Origin of the sequence: uncultured Capnocytophaga sp. (assembly GCF_963525585.1) — a bacterium.
In the GTDB taxonomy this organism is placed as follows: Bacteria; Bacteroidota; Bacteroidia; order Flavobacteriales; family Flavobacteriaceae; genus Capnocytophaga.
In genome coordinates, this window is record NZ_CAURLX010000027.1 from 1 (window position 1) to 17,798 (window position 17,798).

The 17,798-nt window shown below is 36.6% G+C and carries 19 protein-coding genes; 10 read left to right on the forward strand and 9 right to left on the reverse strand.

The window, feature by feature from the left end:
• Nucleotides 1–204 precede the first annotated feature (204 nt).
• Nucleotides 205–924 (forward strand): YebC/PmpR family DNA-binding transcriptional regulator, encoded by a 720-nt coding sequence (locus tag RYK20_RS07225; protein WP_297979447.1) that lies wholly within the window; start codon nucleotides 205–207, stop codon nucleotides 922–924.
• Between the two features lie 69 nt (nucleotides 925–993).
• Here RYK20_RS07225 and RYK20_RS07230 read toward each other — a convergent pair whose 3' ends face one another.
• From RYK20_RS07230 to RYK20_RS07245, 4 genes are read right to left on the reverse strand one after another with little or no spacing between them, the layout of a single operon-like run.
• Nucleotides 994–1,434: a phosphohydrolase gene (locus RYK20_RS07230; protein ID WP_314603260.1), complete on the reverse strand. Its 441-nt coding sequence runs from the start codon at nucleotides 1,432–1,434 to the stop codon at nucleotides 994–996.
• 4 nt (nucleotides 1,435–1,438) lie between these two features.
• Nucleotides 1,439–2,026, reverse strand: coding sequence for a Maf family nucleotide pyrophosphatase (locus RYK20_RS07235; protein WP_314801436.1), 588 nt, complete (start codon nucleotides 2,024–2,026; stop codon nucleotides 1,439–1,441).
• A gap of 12 nt (nucleotides 2,027–2,038) precedes the next feature.
• Complete coding sequence (locus tag RYK20_RS07240; protein ID WP_311456554.1) at nucleotides 2,039–2,377, reverse strand: DUF2149 domain-containing protein; 339 nt, start codon at nucleotides 2,375–2,377, stop codon at nucleotides 2,039–2,041.
• Nucleotides 2,374–2,976 carry a MotA/TolQ/ExbB proton channel family protein gene (locus RYK20_RS07245; RefSeq protein WP_311456556.1) on the reverse strand — a complete coding sequence of 201 codons (603 nt, stop codon included), beginning with the start codon at nucleotides 2,974–2,976 and terminating at the stop codon, nucleotides 2,374–2,376. The genes RYK20_RS07240 and RYK20_RS07245 overlap by 4 nt, the downstream gene beginning before the upstream one ends.
• 184 nt (nucleotides 2,977–3,160) lie before the next feature.
• On the opposite strand from RYK20_RS07245, the gene ubiE reads away from it, so the two are divergent.
• Genes ubiE through dld form a run of 4 tightly spaced genes read left to right on the forward strand, consistent with a single transcriptional unit; the run spans nucleotide 3,161 to nucleotide 8,282 of the window.
• The gene (ubiE, locus tag RYK20_RS07250) at nucleotides 3,161–3,895 is read left to right on the forward strand and encodes a bifunctional demethylmenaquinone methyltransferase/2-methoxy-6-polyprenyl-1,4-benzoquinol methylase UbiE (RefSeq protein WP_297979459.1); all 735 of its coding nucleotides are present in this window, start codon (nucleotides 3,161–3,163) and stop codon (nucleotides 3,893–3,895) included.
• 4 nt (nucleotides 3,896–3,899) lie between these two features.
• Complete coding sequence (locus tag RYK20_RS07255) at nucleotides 3,900–4,592, forward strand: porin family protein (RefSeq protein ID WP_314894934.1); 693 nt, start codon at nucleotides 3,900–3,902, stop codon at nucleotides 4,590–4,592.
• 12 nt (nucleotides 4,593–4,604) lie between these two features.
• Nucleotides 4,605–6,575 (forward strand): cytochrome c biogenesis protein CcdA, encoded by a 1,971-nt coding sequence (locus RYK20_RS07260; RefSeq protein ID WP_314894935.1) that lies wholly within the window; start codon nucleotides 4,605–4,607, stop codon nucleotides 6,573–6,575.
• Nucleotides 6,576–6,590: 15 nt separating this feature from the next.
• On the forward strand, nucleotides 6,591–8,282 hold the full coding sequence (gene dld / locus RYK20_RS07265; RefSeq protein WP_314894936.1) for a D-lactate dehydrogenase: 1,692 nt from the start codon (nucleotides 6,591–6,593) through the stop codon (nucleotides 8,280–8,282).
• Between the two features lie 77 nt (nucleotides 8,283–8,359).
• On the opposite strand, the gene RYK20_RS07270 is transcribed toward dld, so the two are convergent.
• Nucleotides 8,360–10,111, reverse strand: coding sequence for a peptide MFS transporter (locus tag RYK20_RS07270; protein WP_314894937.1), 1,752 nt, complete (start codon nucleotides 10,109–10,111; stop codon nucleotides 8,360–8,362).
• 298 nt (nucleotides 10,112–10,409) lie between these two features.
• On the opposite strand from RYK20_RS07270, the gene RYK20_RS07275 reads away from it, so the two are divergent.
• Together RYK20_RS07275 and folP are read left to right on the forward strand one after the other, a co-directional pair.
• On the forward strand, nucleotides 10,410–11,510 hold the full coding sequence (locus tag RYK20_RS07275; protein ID WP_314894938.1) for a CapA family protein: 1,101 nt from the start codon (nucleotides 10,410–10,412) through the stop codon (nucleotides 11,508–11,510).
• A gap of 37 nt (nucleotides 11,511–11,547) precedes the next feature.
• A complete protein-coding gene (gene folP / locus RYK20_RS07280; RefSeq protein WP_314894939.1) occupies nucleotides 11,548–12,381 on the forward strand; it encodes a dihydropteroate synthase in 834 nt (277 codons plus the stop codon).
• Nucleotides 12,382–12,448: 67 nt separating this feature from the next.
• On the opposite strand, the gene RYK20_RS07285 is transcribed toward folP, so the two are convergent.
• The 3 genes from RYK20_RS07285 to RYK20_RS07295 form a co-directional block, all read right to left on the reverse strand.
• Nucleotides 12,449–12,706 carry a hypothetical protein gene (locus RYK20_RS07285; protein WP_297979478.1) on the reverse strand — a complete coding sequence of 86 codons (258 nt, stop codon included), beginning with the start codon at nucleotides 12,704–12,706 and terminating at the stop codon, nucleotides 12,449–12,451.
• Nucleotides 12,687–13,001: a co-chaperone YbbN gene (locus tag RYK20_RS07290; RefSeq protein WP_297979481.1), complete on the reverse strand. Its 315-nt coding sequence runs from the start codon at nucleotides 12,999–13,001 to the stop codon at nucleotides 12,687–12,689. The genes RYK20_RS07285 and RYK20_RS07290 overlap by 20 nt, the downstream gene beginning before the upstream one ends.
• Nucleotides 13,002–13,064: 63 nt before the next feature.
• Nucleotides 13,065–13,700 carry a peroxiredoxin gene (locus tag RYK20_RS07295; RefSeq protein ID WP_297979483.1) on the reverse strand — a complete coding sequence of 212 codons (636 nt, stop codon included), beginning with the start codon at nucleotides 13,698–13,700 and terminating at the stop codon, nucleotides 13,065–13,067.
• A gap of 205 nt (nucleotides 13,701–13,905) precedes the next feature.
• Here RYK20_RS07295 and RYK20_RS07300 point away from each other — a divergent pair, with 205 nt between their 5' ends.
• The 3 genes from RYK20_RS07300 to RYK20_RS07310 all read left to right on the forward strand — a co-directional run bounded on the left by RYK20_RS07300 (nucleotide 13,906) and on the right by RYK20_RS07310 (nucleotide 16,539).
• The gene (locus RYK20_RS07300) at nucleotides 13,906–14,373 is read left to right on the forward strand and encodes a DUF2271 domain-containing protein (protein WP_314894940.1); all 468 of its coding nucleotides are present in this window, start codon (nucleotides 13,906–13,908) and stop codon (nucleotides 14,371–14,373) included.
• A gap of 143 nt (nucleotides 14,374–14,516) precedes the next feature.
• Nucleotides 14,517–16,145 carry a carboxyl transferase domain-containing protein gene (locus tag RYK20_RS07305; protein ID WP_314894941.1) on the forward strand — a complete coding sequence of 543 codons (1,629 nt, stop codon included), beginning with the start codon at nucleotides 14,517–14,519 and terminating at the stop codon, nucleotides 16,143–16,145.
• Nucleotides 16,146–16,221: 76 nt separating this feature from the next.
• Nucleotides 16,222–16,539: a barstar family protein gene (locus RYK20_RS07310; protein WP_297979491.1), complete on the forward strand. Its 318-nt coding sequence runs from the start codon at nucleotides 16,222–16,224 to the stop codon at nucleotides 16,537–16,539.
• A gap of 86 nt (nucleotides 16,540–16,625) precedes the next feature.
• Here RYK20_RS07310 and recA read toward each other — a convergent pair whose 3' ends face one another.
• A complete protein-coding gene (gene recA / locus RYK20_RS07315; RefSeq protein WP_314603251.1) occupies nucleotides 16,626–17,774 on the reverse strand; it encodes a recombinase RecA in 1,149 nt (382 codons plus the stop codon).
• Between the last annotated feature and the right edge of the window lie 24 nt (nucleotides 17,775–17,798).

Here is a 17,798-nt window from a genome sequence, read left to right on the forward strand (position 1 = left end):
AAAAATGGAAAAGGATTTAGAATTTATATCATAATAAAATGAAGTAGAATAACATATCCAAAGAAATTTAAAATACAGCATATCAGAGATTATTTTTAAATATGCATAATTAATTAGAAATCGAAATAATAAAAAAAGATATTATTTTCAACAGAAAAGCCGTATATTTGCACTCATTTTTCATAAAAATAAAATAAGACTATTATGGGAAGAGCATTTGAATTTAGAAAAGCCCGAAAATTCAAGCGTTGGGCAGCAATGGCAAAGACTTTTACTCGCATTGGAAAAGATATAGTAATGGCAGTGAAAGAAGGGGGGCCTCATCCTGAGACCAATGCCCGCCTCAGAGCCATTATACAGAATGCTAGGGCAGCCAATATGCCTAAAGAGAATGTAGAACGTGCCATTAAGCGAGCTACAGAAAAAGATACTGCTAACTATAAAGAAATTCTTTTCGAAGGGTATGCTCCTCACGGAATAGCTATTCTGATAGAGACTGCTACAGATAATAATAATCGTACAGTGGCTAATATTCGTAGTTATTTTAATAAATGCAATGGTACTTTGGGAACCTCTGGATCTGTGGAGTTTATGTTTGACCATACGTGTAATTTTCGTATTAATGCGCAAGGGATTGATCCTGAGGAGTTGGAACTAGAAATGATTGATTTTGGAGCTGAGGAAGTATTCTTGGATGAGGATGGAATCCTTATTTATGCTCCTTTTGAGAGCTTTGGGGCAATCCAGAAGGAATTGGAAAGTAGAAATATAGAGATTCTTTCATCAGGATTTGAACGTATTCCTCAAGTGACCAAAGAGTTAACACCAGAAGAGCAAGCTGATGTAGAAAAACTTCTTGAGAAAATAGAAGAAGATGACGATGTTCAGAACGTATATCACACTATGAAAGAAAGTGAGGAATAAGATTTCTTTAAAATGTCAAAGATGCAGACGCGGTGAATAGCTAAGTCCGCCCCAAGCAAAGCCCTGTCCTTATAAGGTAGGGCTTTGTGATTGAATAGATATATTGAGTAGATGATAAGCCTTAAGATATTTGTTTAGTCGTTTGGTGTCTTCTTCTGTAAGATAATCTAGTCGTGTGATGTCCATATTATCCCTTAAATCATTAATTTTGACTCTTATGGCTAGTGGATTTTTTTGTATGCGCTTGATGAAATGTAAATATTCTTCATCTGGTTGTTTGGTTATACAATCTAAGGTATTGATAATCTCTTCTGAAAAGCCCTCTTTTCTAAGTTCTTCAAGTGTCCAAGGAGTATCTTCTATTAAGTCGTGTAATATGCCACAAATTTTTTCATTTTGAGTTTGCCCTGCATTCATTACACGAATAAGATGTAAAATATAAGGTGCACCTACTTTATCGGTTTGCCCTTTATGTGCTTCAGTGGCTATTTGTAAGGCTTTTTCTAACATAGTTTTATGAAATAATTTTCTGTAAGGCATCCCAGAATAGATGGGTAGGGAAGCCTACGACATTGTTATAGGAACCTTCTATGCGAGAAATACCTACAGCTCCTATCCATTCTTGGATACCATAGCTTCCTGCCTTGTCAAAAGGTTTGTATTCAGAAAGGTAATAGTGAATCATCTCTGGTGTAAGGATTGAAAAACTCACTTGAGTAATATCATAGAAAAAACATTGTTTTCCCTGACGAGTAAGGCAAACAGCAGAGATTACCTGATGTGTTTTCCCAGAAAAAGCACTTAAGGTAGCAAAAGCATCCGCATAATCTTTGGGCTTGCCTATGGCTCTTTCCTCAAACCAAATGAGTGTGTCCGCAGTAATAAGAATATCCTTCTCTTTGAGTTCTTTCAGGAAAGGAGTGGCTTTTTCTTTTGCTATATGTAAAGGGATTTTATATCCTTTCAGGTAGAAAGGATAGTCTTCAGAGATATCTTTGGTACGTACCTCAAAATTTAGTCCTAAATCTTTTAAAAATTGTTGTCTTCTAGGAGATTGAGAGGCTAAGATAAGGGTGTAATTACTTAGTTTTTCAAGTATCATTATCATCAAGGGTTAGTCGGGAACAAAGATATTTTCTCCCTCTTCATTTTCGTAAAGGATACCTAATCGTTTGCCTTTATCTTTAGAAGAAGTGTTGGAAGGAGAGCCATTAGCAGTTTTGTACTTGGTTATTTTTTCTCCTTTCTTTTGGATAATCTCCATATCATCTCCATTTTTATTAACAATGGTAAAATCCCCTCCAGTAAAGAAAGCAGAAAGATTCAGATTCATCACCATAGAAACCATCAGAGCAACAGAAAAAACCATTGCTACATCAAAGAGATTCACCACTACACTTAGTGGGTCGGCATCATCGTCCTTGAAAGGAGTTGTTCTGCGAGTATTTCTCATTTTTCGGAAATTTGTTGGTTACGTATTCGGGTGATATAGTCCAAATTATTGACTTCTTTGGCATACCAGCGTTGCTTGAACTGAAGAGTTACCAACCCCACTAAGCTGATAACAAGCCCTACTACAGTAGTGGCAAAAACCACTTGCATATTGGAAGCCATCTTGGAAATATCTCCTTGGGATAAGCCTGTAAGAGCAGGACTCATCGCAATGAGGGTTCCTATTAGTCCTAATACAGGACCTACTTTAGCTAATAGCTTGGAGGTGACTACGTCTTTCTCAGCATCATTTTCAAAATTGGTAATCATATAATCCGCATAGGTATCGCTTGCAGGGCGTTCTAGTATCTGCCTTAGGTATTTTATGAATAAAGAGTTATCTTTCTCGGGTAGTGCTTGGTGGAGAGCTTCTACAGATTCAGGAGAGAGGTTTTGTAGGATAGGATTCAGCTGTTTTTCGTTTTTATACTTGGTAATAAATTGATTATAGAAGCTCCCCACCAAGAGTAGAGCTCGTACAAAAAGCACCAATAGCACAATAATATCAGGGATAAGTAAGCTATCGGAGACTAGAAAAAGAATTTGGGAAATATTGTCCATTTTTTTATTTATTTTTTGAAGCACAAAGATACGTTATTTTTATTAATTTTTAATCTATAGAACAAAAATAATTTTGTCTGTTTATGATAATTCTCACTTTCAGATAATTCTTATCATATAGTAGAAAAATAGCTGTAAATTATCAATTTAATTTGTATCTTTGCGCTTTAATTTGGTATATGTAATGCAACAAGAGACCGTTTTCCCTGACAAAAATTCCGATAAAGGCAAGAGGGAACAAGTACAAGAAATGTTTGATACTATTTCTCCTGCCTATGATGACCTTAATAGAGTGATGACCCTACGTATGGATATCTCTTGGCGTAAGAATGTGAGACAATATGTCGCGAAAAAGAATCCTGGCACGATTCTTGACATAGCTACAGGTACAGGGGACTTGGCTATAGAGCTCAGTAAGATTCCTTCGGCTGAGATTACAGCAGTAGATATCTCTCAAGGAATGCTTTCAGTGGGCGAGAAGAAGGTAAAATCCTTAGGTCTTACGGATCGTATTCATATGCAAGTAGCTGATAGTGAAAATCTTCCTTTCCCAGATGAAAGTTTTGATGCAGTTACTGTTTCTTTTGGTATTCGTAATTTTGAGCATCTTAACAAAGGGCTTTCTGAAATCAAGCGTGTGCTTCGCCCTAATGGGAGATTAGTTATTTTAGAGACCTCTGTTCCTACTCGATTTCCTTATAAGCAAGGTTATAAGTTCTATACAAAATTCATAGTTCCCCTAATGGGAAGACTGCTGGCTAAGAATAAGAATGCATATGCCTACCTTTCCGAATCAGCAGCCAAATTTCCTTTTGGAAAACAGATGGCTCAGATTCTCTCTCAGGAAATTGGTTTTACTTCTGTTAATTATAAGCCTCAGACTTTGGGAGTTGCTACCATATATATTGCGGACAAATAAGATGATGAAAAAAATCATATACCTTATATTTCTTTTCCCTTTTTTAGGAAAAGCTCAGCCTATTATTAATTTGGAAGATTTTGATTATCAAAAATTCCAATGGGGCTACTACTTTGGGATTAATTCGCTTGATTTTCGCCTAGATTATGAGAGGTTTGATTATACAAATCCGAGTCTTACAGATATACAAACAAAGAAATCCACAGGATTCAATGTAGGGCTTACAGGTGACCTGCGATTGGTTGATCACCTGAGCTTACGGTTTGAACCGGGACTTATCTATAATAAAAGACACTTAGAATTTCCTAACTTCACTACTGAAAATGACCGCATACACGAGGTACATTCTACCTATATATATATTCCTGTGTTAGTAAAATATGGTACTAAGCGATGGAATAACTTTAAGCCTTATATTACAGGAGGAGCTTCTGTAACAATGAACTTAAGTGCCAATAATAAGTCTCAAGCAGATAATAGTGAGGGAAAATTTAGGGTGAATCCTACTATTTTTTTCTATGAACTAGGTGTGGGAGTGGATTTCTATACGCCTCACTTTCGCTTTTCGCCTTCTATAAGAGGGCTGTTTTCTATTAATAATGAACTAATTCCAGATAAAAACCCTGCAAGCCCTTGGACAGGGAATCTTCGAGGGCTTTTTACCAGAGCGATTGTACTTAATCTTACCTTTGAATAATATTAGATGACTATGATAAGAAATATTTTTACTTTATTACTTGTATTTCTGTTCTCTTTTGTAACAAAAGCACAGATTTCTTTTGGAAATAATCCTTTTCAGAAGGATGAGAACCCTGTAGAGTGGTCTTTTTCTGTAGAAAAGCTCTCTGGTGATGAATATAAACTTATTTTTAAAGGAAAAATTGAACCTAAATGGCACGTTTATTCTCAGAATAACCCTGAGGGAGGCGCTCTTCCTATGAGAATTACTTATATTACAGAAGGTATAGAGCTTATAGGGACTTCAGAAGAGAAAAATTTGCATAAGGCTTTCAATGAGGTTTTTGGTGTAGATGAGCTTTTCTTTGAGAAAGATATCCAGATAACCCAGAAAATAAAGGTAACTGATACTAATATAAAGCATATCAAAGGAAATATCTTCTGTCAAGCTTGTATAGATGTGTGTATTAACCTTAAGGAGGATTTTGTATTTTCCTTAGATGGTTCCTTAGCTCAAGTGGAAGAAAAGCAAATAGATGCTCGTAGTGAGGATATGGCAAAGAACCTTGAAATTCCTCTTAAGAATAAAGAACTTATAGGAGAAACCCAGAAGGAATCCAACTGGACGGTTTTTATACTTGGATTTTTGGGAGGGTTTATAGCCTTGCTTACTCCTTGTGTGTTTCCAATGATTCCTCTTACGGTATCGTTCTTTACTAAGCAAAGCAAAACTCGTAAAAAAGGAGTCTTTAATGCTTTTCTATATGGATTCTTTATTCTATTGATTTATGTGCTTTTAAGTATTCCTTTTCACTTCCTAGATAATATAGACCCTGAAATTCTCAATACTATTTCTACCAATGTATGGCTGAATATTGCCTTTTTTGTAATATTTGTAATATTTGCTTTTTCTTTCTTTGGGTACTATGAAATTACTCTTCCAGCTTCGTGGAGTACCAAGATGGACAATGCTTCTAATATAGGAGGAATAATAGGTATTTTCTTTATGGCACTTACCTTGGCTATTGTCTCTTTCTCTTGTACAGGACCTATTTTGGGTTCTCTCTTGGCGGGTTCTCTTTCTTCAGATGGAGGAGCTATGCAACTTTCATTAGGAATGGCAGGCTTTGGACTTTCTTTGGCATTGCCTTTTGTGATTTTTGCTCTTTTCCCTTCTTTGTTGAATTCTCTACCGAAATCAGGAGGCTGGATGACTACAGCTAAAGTATTCTTAGGTTTTTTGGAATTAGCTTTTGCTCTTAAGTTCCTCTCCAATGCAGATCTTGTACAGCACTGGGGACTTCTTAAAAGAGAGGTATTTGTAGGGTTATGGTTCGTTCTTTTTGCTCTTCTTACCTTATATTTGTTTGGAATTATCCGCTTTCCACACGATGATCCTAAGAAACCTTTGCTAAAACTTCCTAAAGGACGTCTGGTATTAGGGCTACTCTCAGGAATATTCTCTATATATCTATTATTAGGACTCTTCGGAAAGAATAACTTACGCCTACTCAGTGGGTTTCCTCCGCCTGAATTTTATGCTTTTTTCCCTAAGGAACAGGTGAGTGAGCAGATTGTATTCAAGGATTATTATGAAGGAATGGCTTATGCAAAGGCACATAATATGCCTGTAATGCTTGATTTTACAGGTTGGGCGTGTGTGAATTGTCGTAAGATGGAGGAACACGTATGGACTGATCCACAGGTGAAACAGCTAATGCAACAGTATGTGCTTATTTCTCTCTATGTAGATGATAAGGAAGAATTACCTCAGGATAAGCAGTTTGATTTTAAGCATCGCAATGGACGCGTGGAATATATAAAAACGATAGGGGATAAGTGGGCTACTTTCCAAGAAGTAAATTTCTCTACAGCCTCTCAGCCTTATTATGTTCTTCTTTCTCCTGATGCAGCATTGCTCTCTAGTCCTGTACAGTATGTCGATACTGATACCTATAAGGAATGGCTAGAGAAAGGGATTAAAACAATGGCTAATCACTAAACAAATATAGATACCGTGAATACACAAAATTTATTAGAAAAACTTCGTCAGATAGTTGGGGAAAAATATGTAATGACAGATCCTGGACAAACAGAACGTTATCGTACAGGATATCGTTTTGGAACTGGAAATGCATTAGCTGTAGTACGCCCAGCTACCCTCTGGGAGCAGTGGCAGGTGCTAGAAGCCTGTACTGAGGCAGATGTAATCGTAATTTCTCAGGCTGCTAATACAGGAATTACAGGAGGTTCTAATCCTTTTGGAAATGATTATGACCGAGATGTAGTCATTATCAATACAATGCGTAATGATACCATTCAGCTTATTCTGGAGGGAGAGCAGGCGGTATGTCTGCCAGGTTCTACCCTGAATCATTTGGAACAGGAGCTTAAGCAGTATGGGAGAGAACCACACTCAGTGATAGGCTCTTCTTGTATAGGAGCTTCAGTGATTGGAGGGGTGTGTAATAATTCAGGAGGTTCTCTTGTACAGCGTGGACCTGCTTATACTGAAATGTCCCTATATGCACAACGTAATGCAGAAGGAAAGCTAGAGCTGATTAATCACTTAGGAATAGAATTAGGTGATAATCCTAAAGAAATTCTCACCAATTTGCAAGAAGGAAAATATCAGAGAAAGGATATTCAACAGACAGGGAAGAAAGGGCACGATCACGACTATTGTAACCACGTTCGCCAGATTGATGCTGACACTCCTGCTCGTTTTAACGCCGATCCTGCTCGCCTTTATGAAGCTTCAGGAAGTGCAGGACGTTTAGCGGTTTTTGCTGTAAGAGTGGATACTTTTCCAGCAGAAAAGCAAACTGCTGTATTCTATATTGGGACTAATGATACGTCTGTACTTACCCAATTACGTCGTCATATGTTAGGTTCTTTTGAGCAAATACCTATTTCTGGAGAATATATTCATAGAACAGCTTTTGATATTGCTGCTAAGTACGGAAAAGATACTTTTTGGTATATTAAAAATGTAGGAACGGAATACCTTCCTCGCCTTTTCTCTCTTAAAGCTTGGGCTGACCGTGTGGCTAAAAAGATTCCCTTTATGCCTAAGCATTTTAGTGAAAAATTCTTACAAGGAACTTCCAAGCTGATGCCAGATCACATACCTCAGATTATGAAAGATTACCGCAATCAGTATGAGCACCATTTAATCCTTAAGATGGGAGGCGAAGGAGTAGAGGAAGCTCGTGAATACCTTAAAGAATTTTTCTCTGATACCGCCAAAGGAGCTTATTTTGAATGTGATGCAAAACTAGCACAAGCAGCAATGCTTTTGCGATTTGCGGTAGCCTCAGCAGCTATTCGTTACCGTTCTGTTCACGAAGAAGAAGTTGAAGATATTGTTGCTCTTGATATCGCTTTACGTCGTAATGATGAGGATTGGTTCGAAAAATTACCTCCAGAATTAGAGAATAAGATTCTTCATAAGCTCTACTATGGGCATTTTATGTGTCACGTATTTCATCAGGATTATGTGATTAAAAAAGGATATAATTGTGAAGAAATAGAGGAAGAAATGCTTAAAATTTTGGATACTCGTGGAGCTGAATACCCTGCAGAACATAACGTGGGGCACCTCTATCACGCTAAGGAAGAGCTCAAGAGTTTCTATCAAGAACTAGACCCTACCAATAGTTTTAACTCTGGGATAGGGAAAACTTCAAAGAAGAAAAATTGGCAATAAATCATTGTCTATTTTAAAATATAAGCGACTGTTCCCCAGAACAGTCTCTTATATTACTATTAGTAAATTCAAGTAAGCTACTTAATCCCGTGCATAAGCCTCTTAATCATAGGGTGGAGTAAGATTACTAATACTCCTGCTACAGTTGCAATTACAGCAAAAATTAGGAAAAAAGCATCTAATCCATAGTTTTCTTTCACATAGGTTATTTGTCCACCTAAAGTAGCCGCTATTTTTTGTGCAATAGCAATTCCTAAGTACCACATACCAAACATAAAGGCTAGCATCCTAGCAGGAACAAGTTTAGATACATAGGAGAGCCCCACAGGAGAAATAAATAATTCTCCTAAAGTATGGAATAAATAAGTAAGAATCAGGAATACTACTGATATCTTGGCTCCTTCTCCTAAGTCCACTGAACCTAACCATATAGCTAAATAACCAATAGCTACAAAGAATAATCCAAAACCATACTTCAAGGCTGCAGGAGGATTGAACTTGGATTCCCATATCTTGGAAACAGAAGAAGCTAATGTAATCACAAAGAATGGATTAAGAACAGAGAACCAAGCAACAGATATTTCAGAATCGGTCTTAGCAAACTCATTTTTAAGCATATATACAGCCACTACCCAAATCAGTAAGAAGCATAATAGAAGAATAATATTTGTAATAGGAATATGCTTCCAAGTAGCTATAGCTAGCTGTATCAGTACATAAGAAATAATTGTAAGAGGGACTAGCACTATAAGGCTATTAATAATATTGAAAGTAAGTAACCCACTTCCTGTAAGGCTTCTATCTACGTGGTCACGAGCGATGATGATAAGTGAAGAAGGAGCTTGGTCAAAAGTAACATAGAAAAACATAATGAAAATAGCCAAGCTCACTACAGCCAACATTCGATTGCGAACGATCCTCTCGTAACGTAGAATCCTAGAGAAAATCACATAGATGAAAAGAACCAAGGTAATGATGATAAATAAGTTCTGTCCTCGCATAAGAGGGTTATCTGCCCAAGCAAAAACATCATACATACCATTCTTTGAAAGAGGGTCATTAAAGGCATAAGTAAGCCCCAATAGAGTAACAATGACAATTAGAATGGTATCTACAAGGGTAAAAGGATTTCGTTTTTCTGTATCTGGCTTTTTCTCTTCATAATGATCTATATGTTCTTCTTTTTTGAGAACACCTAAGTCTCCCATCAGAGGCTTAGCAAAGATGAACTGGAGAGTTCCTAAAGCCATAAAGATACCTGCCAAGCCAAATCCCCAGCTCCATCCTTCTGTCATTGCAAGATAGCCACAAAGCATTGTTCCAAAGAAAGAACCTGAATTAACTCCCATATAGAAAATGGTATAAGCACTATCTTTCTTATCAGAATGCTCTTTGAACATCTGAGAAAGAATAGAAGGAACATTGGGCTTGAAGAAACCTACACCAATCACTAGGCAGGTGAGCCCTATGAAGAACATTATTGGAGTAGAAAGGAATAAGCATAATTGCCCAAGAGTCATAATAATTGCCCCTGTGATAACTGCATTACGGGCTCCTATGTACTTATCAGCAATGATTCCTCCAAGAACAGGAGTGAGATATAAGAGCATTGCATAGGTTCCATAGAGAGAGGCTGCTTGCTCAGGACTCCATCCCCAGCCTCCTTTTGGGTTTCCGAATAGAATCTCGGCGGTTAGGAATTGTACCAGAAGTACTCTCATTCCATAGAAAGAAAAACGTTCCCACATCTCAGTAAAGAACAAAAAGAAAAGTCCTGAGGGTTGTCCCAGTACTTTTGTGTCAAAATAATGTTTCTTTTGCTGTTCCATAGCCTTAATAAAATATAAATAATTTGTTATTTTCCGGTTTTTATTGATTTATCTGTAATGGATTTGTCCTACAGAAGCGACTAGTCCCCCTATTTATTGCATTTTTGATAATATAGTTTTTTGTAAAAAGCTGTTAATTACGATGTTATTCTCATAAAGAGCTCCGTTGAAAACGGATATAAAGTTAGTGATTTTTTCTGAATTAGCCTAATTTTTCTATTGTTTTTTCTTTTGTAATTCTATTCTTTCTTTCTTAGAAAAATTGTATTTTTGCACTCTTTTAGAACCTCTTATCATAATGAAAAAAGGATTTGTTTTTCTATTATTTTGCTTTCATCAGTTACTCTTAGCACAGGTGAAGGATACGCTTTCTCTTCTTTTTGTAGGCGATATTATGGGGCATTCCCCTCAGATTACTTCAGCATATAATAAGCAAACTAAGCGTTATGAGTATGAACCTGTTTTTGCTAAAGTAGCACCTATTTTTAGAGAAAATGATTTTGTGGTAGCCAATTTGGAGGTTACTCTTGGAGGAAAGCCTTATACAGGCTATCCTACTTTTTCTTCTCCTAAAGAATTGGCTTCAGCTTGCTCTAACAGTGGGATTAATGTAATGGTTACTGCCAATAATCATTCCTGTGATCGTGGAAAAATGGGAATTACCAATACACTTTACCAGTTGGATTCCTTGGGAATTAAGCATACAGGAACTTTCTATGACCTAATGGATAGGGCTCGTAGGAATTTGCTTATTCTAGAGAAGAATAACATCCGAGTAGGGCTACTTAACTACACTTATGGGACCAATGGCTTACCTATCCCAGAGCCTACTCAGGTAAATCTGTTGGATACTTTACAAATAAAAAATGACCTCCAGAGCGCTAAGAAATTGCATCTGGATAAGCTCATTGCGGTAGTACATTGGGGTGTGGAATATGCGACGAAGCCTAATAAAGCCCAGAAGGAAATGGCTGATTTTCTTTTTAAAAACGGGATAGATTATATCATAGGAGGGCATCCTCACGTACTTCAGCCAATGGAACTTCGTTCTAATAACTCTCCCTATACTGAGCAATTTGTAGTATATTCGTTGGGGAATTTTATTTCTAATCAGAGAAAAAGACGTACCGATGGAGGAATGATGGTAAAAATTACTCTCGTTAAGAATAAAGAAAGAAAAACAAAGTTGATGTCTCCTGAATATTATCTAACTTGGGTACATATTTATGATAAAGAAGGGAAAAAACATTATGAAATACTTCCTTCAGCCCAAGTAGAGAAGGAAAATTTAAAAGGAATGACTCCAGCTTCAGTAAAACAGATGAAAATATTCTTAGAAGACTCTCGAAAGCTCTTCAAAGATAATAATATTGGGAATATTCTTGAGAAAAATCAATAATATGCTCTAAAATAGCATCTAGATAAAAAGTAGAAAGATGAAACAAATCAATTGTAAGGGAGAGTTAATTACTTTTGATTCTCCTAAAGTAATGGGAATATTGAATATAACTCCTGATTCTTTTTATTCAGGAAGCCGAACTCCTGTAGCGGAAGTTATAAAAAAAGCTGAGCAAATGCTCTTAGAGGGAGCTTCCTTTATTGATATTGGGGGATATAGTTCCCGTCCTAATGCACAGGAAGTTTCTCTTGAGGAAGAAATCCAGCGAGTAGTGCCTGTAGTGGAGACTCTTGTGAGGGAATTTCCTCATATATGTATTTCGGTGGATACTTTTCGAAGTAAAGTAGCTCAATTAAGCCTTGAGGCAGGTGCTTGTATCATTAATGATATATCTGCTGGACAAATAGAGGATACAATGTGGGAGGTAATACAAAAATATCAAGTTCCTTATATAGCAATGCATATGAGAGGCACTCCTCAAACAATGCAAAATTATACTGATTATCAGAATATAGTCAAGGATATTCTTTTCTATTTCTCTCAAGTGAAAGATAGAGCACGTCAGTTACAAATTAATGACCTTATAATAGACCCTGGTTTTGGTTTTTCTAAGACGCTTTCTCAGAATTATGAGCTGATGCAACAGCTATCTCTATTCAGAGCACTGGAATGTCCTATTCTTGTAGGTATTTCCCGAAAATCAATGCTATATAAGCTCTTGGGAACTTCTCCAGAGGAAGCCCTGAATGCAACCTCTGTTCTTAATACATTCGCATTGCTTCAAGGAGCGGATATTCTTAGAGTACACGATGTTAAGGAAGCAATAGAATGTGTGAAAATCGTTCAAGAACTCCAAAGAAATTATGAGTAAAAACAAAAGCTATCCAATTTTCTACTTGGATAGCTTTTATTAAAGAACTAATTTTTAAACTTTTAAATTATTTATCTATGGAGCCTAAGACACGCTGCATAAAGGTATTGAGGGCTTCTTTCTCTGGAGTTCCTGCTTTGATTAGTTTTTGTACCTCTAAAGCACCATACATATTGGAGAGAAGTTCACCAATCATATCTAATTCTTCATCTTTAAGAGAAGAAAGTTCTGTAAGATTCTCCAGTACTTCTATAGTTTCAAGTACATAATCTTCATCATTACTTTCAATGAACTTGGATATGTGCTTAATTATTGGTAATTTCATCTATTAACTCATTTAAAGCCTCTTGCTTATTTGTTTGGATATCGCGAACGAGCTGTCCATCTACAAAAGTAGCAAAAGTAGGCAGGTTAGTTACATTAGCAAGTTTGCGGGATTCAGGGAATTGTTCTGCATCTACAATTACAAATGTGATATCTTCCTTCTCTGAAGCAATTTTTTTGAATTTAGGCTTCATAATACGGCAGTTTCCGCACCAGGAAGCAGAGAATTGTACGGCTACTTTTTTATTAGCTTGTATAACTTCTCCTAGAGTATCGGTAGTAAGTTCTAACAACATAATTTTTTAAATAAGGGATTAATCTAAAATCTTTGCATTTTTATTCTACAGTTATAGGGATTCTTAGTGATTAGCTAAGTAATCAGCGGTACTTTTTCTATCAGCGTGCATAGCCTCTTTTCCTTCTTCCCAGTTAGCAGGACATACTTCGCCATATTTTTGAACGTGAGAATAAGCATCTATAAGTCGTAGATATTCCTTAACATTACGTCCTAGAGGCATATCATTTACACTTTCGTGGAATATTTTTCCTTGTTCATCAATGAGGAAGGTAGCACGGTAGGTCACGTTAGAACCTTCTATAAGATAGGTGTCTTGCTCTTCGTTATACACGTGTTCTGCTTCTAAAATACCTAAAGCAGTGGATAGGTTACGAGTTGTATCGGCAAGAATAGGATAGGTAACTCCTTCAATACCTCCTTGATTCTTAGGTGTGTTTAGCCAAGCAAAATGCACTTCACAAGTATCTACAGAAGCACCTATGATAATAGTGTTACGTTTTTCGAATTCAGCACGTAGTTCCTCGAAAGCGTGTAATTCGGTAGGACAAACGAAAGTGAAGTCTTTAGGATACCAGAAAAGAACTACTTTCTTATTCTTCTTGGTAGCTTCTTCTAGGATATTGATACGAAGGTTATCACCCATTTCTGAGATAGCATCAACAGTGATGTTTGGGAATTTTTTTCCTACTAATGACATATTTTTATATTTTTATAGTGAAACTTATTTTTTTTCTGGTGCAAAAGTATAAAGAAGTACCATACTAGAAGTCTATTTTTAATAATATTTTTCTATATTGGAATAAATTTTAGTGATAATGAAGAATTAAGAACCATCAAGTAGGGTTATTTTATTAGATAAAAATTATTATCTTTGCGCCCTAAATATTTAACTTAATAAAGTAATGAAAAAAATATGTTTTGCACTTTTAGTGTTTTTTGCCTTGCATACCAATGCACAGGATAAGTACAAATGTATGGTACAGATGACCAACTATAATGGAGAAGCAGCTTATATGGTCGTTTCTTTGATTGATCCTCAGGGGAATTACCAGAAAACTCTTTATGTATTTGGAGACAATGGAAAGTATTATGATTCACTAAAAAAATGGTTTGTTTTTTATCAAGACAAAAAAGAGAAAATAGATGCTGTTACAGGAGCTTCCATCACACAAGGAGATCGAAAAACTATTACACTGAACCTTAATAAAAATCTGCTGGATCAAGGATATAAAATCCGTTTTGAATCGGCTGTAGAAGATCAAAATTATTATACCACAGATGCAGAAGTCCCTTTTTCATCGGAATCTCTTAAGGGAAAAACAGAAGGATCAGGATATGTACGGTATATACGCCTGACAGAAGCTAAGTAAAAACTTTTAAAAACAGCATAAAAAATTGGAAAATAACCATTTTATCTTATTTAAGAAAAATGGTTATTTTTTAACAATAAAATATAAATAAAAATTTGTAAAAAGAATAATTTTTCTTAATTTTGCACTATCAAAACTTCAAGATGGATTTAGCTTTCAATAAGAACGAAGATTATAACAAACTTGCCCGAGATGAGGCTCGCCAACGATGGGAGAAGATAAAGCTTGGGGGAGGAACTAAGGCCATAGAGAAGTTACATTCTCAAGGGAAGCTTACAGCACGGGAACGTATAGATTTTTTATTGGATAAGGACAGACCTCGGTTAGAAATAGGGGCTTTTGCTGCAGATGGAATGTATTCAGATTATGGAGGTTGTCCCTCTGCTGGGGTTATTGTAGAAATAGGGTATGTGCGTGGGCGACAGGTAATAGTGGTAGCAAATGATGCTACAGTGAAAGCAGGGGCTTGGTTCCCTATGACTTGTAAGAAAAATCTCCGAGCTCAGGAGATCTCTATAGAAAATCACTTACCTATCATTTATTTAGTAGATAGCGCAGGTGTCTTTTTACCTCTTCAGGATGAGGTATTTCCTGATAAAGAACATTTTGGGCGTATTTTCCGTAATAATGCTCAGATGAGTAGTATGGGAATAGTCCAGATAGCTGCTGTAATGGGAAGCTGTGTAGCGGGAGGGGCTTACTTGCCTATTATGAGTGATGAAGCTCTGATTGTTAATAAAACAGGAAGTATTTTCTTAGCAGGAAGTTATTTAGTAAAAGCAGCAATAGGAGAAGATGTTGATAATGAAACTCTTGGTGGAGCTACAACACATTGCCAGATTAGTGGAGTAACTGATTATCAGTGTGAAAATGATCAAGATGCGCTTGAGGTGATTAAGAACCTTGTTGATAAAATAGGAGAATCCCCTAAGGCGGGATTTAGTAGAATAGAGAGTAAGAAACCAAAACTCAATCCATCAGATATTTACGGAATTCTTCCTATGAATCGTACTCAGCCTTATGATATGAAGGAGATTATTCTACGCTTAGTAGATGATTCTCAATGGGAAGAATATAAAGAAGGGTATGGACAGACAATTCTTACTGGATATGCTCGTATAGATGGATGGGCTGTCGGAATTGTAGCCAATCAGCGTAAAGTAGTTAAGACAAAAAAAGGAGAGATGCAAGTAGGAGGGGTCATTTATTCAGATAGTGCTGATAAGGCAACTCGTTTCATTGCTAACTGTAATCAGAAAAAAATACCTCTTGTATTCTTACAGGACGTTACAGGATTTATGGTAGGTTCTAAGTCAGAGCACGGCGGAATTATCAAAGATGGAGCAAAACTAGTAAATGCTGTGGCTAACTCAGTAGTTCCAAAATTTACAATTATTGTAGGCAATTCTTATGGAGCGGGGAACTATGCAATGTGTGGAAAAGCGTATGATCCACGCCTAATAGTGGCATATCCTTCAGCTAATTTGGCTGTAATGGGTGGAGCTCAAGCTGCAAAAGTACTTTTACAAATAGAAACAGCTACACTTAAGCGAAAAGGAGAAGAAATCTCTCCAGAGAGAGAAAACCAACTTTTGCAGGAAATTACTCAGAAATATGAGGAACAAACAACTCCTTATTATGCTGCAGCTCGGTTATGGACAGATGCTATTATTGACCCTCTAGATACCCGCCTTTGGATATCTCAAGGGATAGAAGCCGCAAATAACGCTCCTATAGAAAAGGCATTTAACTTAGGAATTATTCAAGTTTAATCTAATCTATAAAGACCTATTATGACAATCAATATTTAAGCAACGAAATACATAGATACTGAAAACTAATAAAGAGATGAGTACATACATTAGAAAAAATGCCTTGGAATTTCACATTGATTTGAGAAATGTACGTGATGAACGCACTTTCTTAATGAAGATGAAAGAAAGTTTTTCTTTTCCTGATTACTTTGGTTATACATTGGATTGTCTAGATGATTGTATGCAATCGTTGGACTGGATAGACCATAAACAAGTATTAGCAAAGTTCTATCATCTGGATGATGTAAGAAAGCATAACGAGACCCTTTATGGGGAGATTGTTAGTAGCCTTGAGCTATATCGTTCTTATTGGAATGGAAATCCTGAAAAGAAAGTACAATTTGAGTATTAATTTATGTAAAGAAGTAAAAAAGCAAAGCAACTAGAATCTTAGTTGCTTTGCTTCTAAATCAATAGAAAGTCTAATTTATGTAATTTCTATTCATCATCCTCTTCATCATTATCAAAATCATCATCTGGTTCCTCATATCCAGAGTCATCATCTGATTTTCCTTTGGCTTTGGTCTTTGTTGTTTTTTTCTTATCTACAGGAGCTTCTTCTTTTGCTGCTTGTTTGATTTTGTTCTCTATCTCTTCAGCCATTTCAGGATTATCCTTTAGTAGTGCTATAGTAGCTTCTCTTCCTTGTGCTAATCGGGTTCCTCCATAGCTATACCAAGCCCCACTTTTACTTACAATATTGTAATCCACACCCCAATCTACAATTTCAGCAATTTTAGAAATACCCTCTCCATAAACAATTTCAAATTCTGTACGCTGGAAAGGAGGAGCCACCTTATTTTTTACAATTTTTACCTTGGTCAGGCTACCATAAGCATCTCCATCTTTGGTAGTCAAAGGGGTAGATTGCCTACGAACATCTACTCGGACAGAAGAATAGAACTTCAGAGCATTTCCTCCTGTGGTTGTTTCAGGGTTTCCGAAAGTAACTCCTATTTTGTCCCTAAGCTGATTGATAAACATTACCACACAGTTCGCCTTACTGATACTTCCTGTGATTTTGCGTAGAGCCTGAGACATTAGTCGAGCGTGAACACCCATTTTTGAGTCTCCCATATCTCCTTCTATCTCTGACTTAGGGGTAAGAGCCGCTACAGAGTCAATGACAATAATATCTATAGCTCCCGAACGAACAAGGCTATCTACAATCTCAAGAGCTTGTTCCCCATTATCAGGTTGGGAAATAATAAGAGTATCAGTATCAACACCTATTTTTTTGGCATAGTTAGGATCAAAAGCGTGTTCAGCATCTATGAAAGCAGCAGTTCCTCCCTTTTTCTGAGCCTCAGCAATGGCGTGAAGGGTAAGGGTGGTTTTCCCTGAGGATTCTTGCCCATATACTTCTATGATACGTCCGCGTGGGTATCCTCCTACACCTAAGGCAATATCTAACCCTAAAGAACCAGAGGGAATTACCTCCACTTCTTCGGCAACTTTATCACCTAAGCGCATTACAGTACCTTTCCCAAAAGACTTGTCCAATTTCTCTAAAGCAAGTTTCAGGGCTAAAGCCTTTGCATCTTGGTCTTTCTTAGGCTCTACTTTTTCTTTTTCTTTTTTTGCCATTGAATCTTAGTTTTTTAGTTTTTG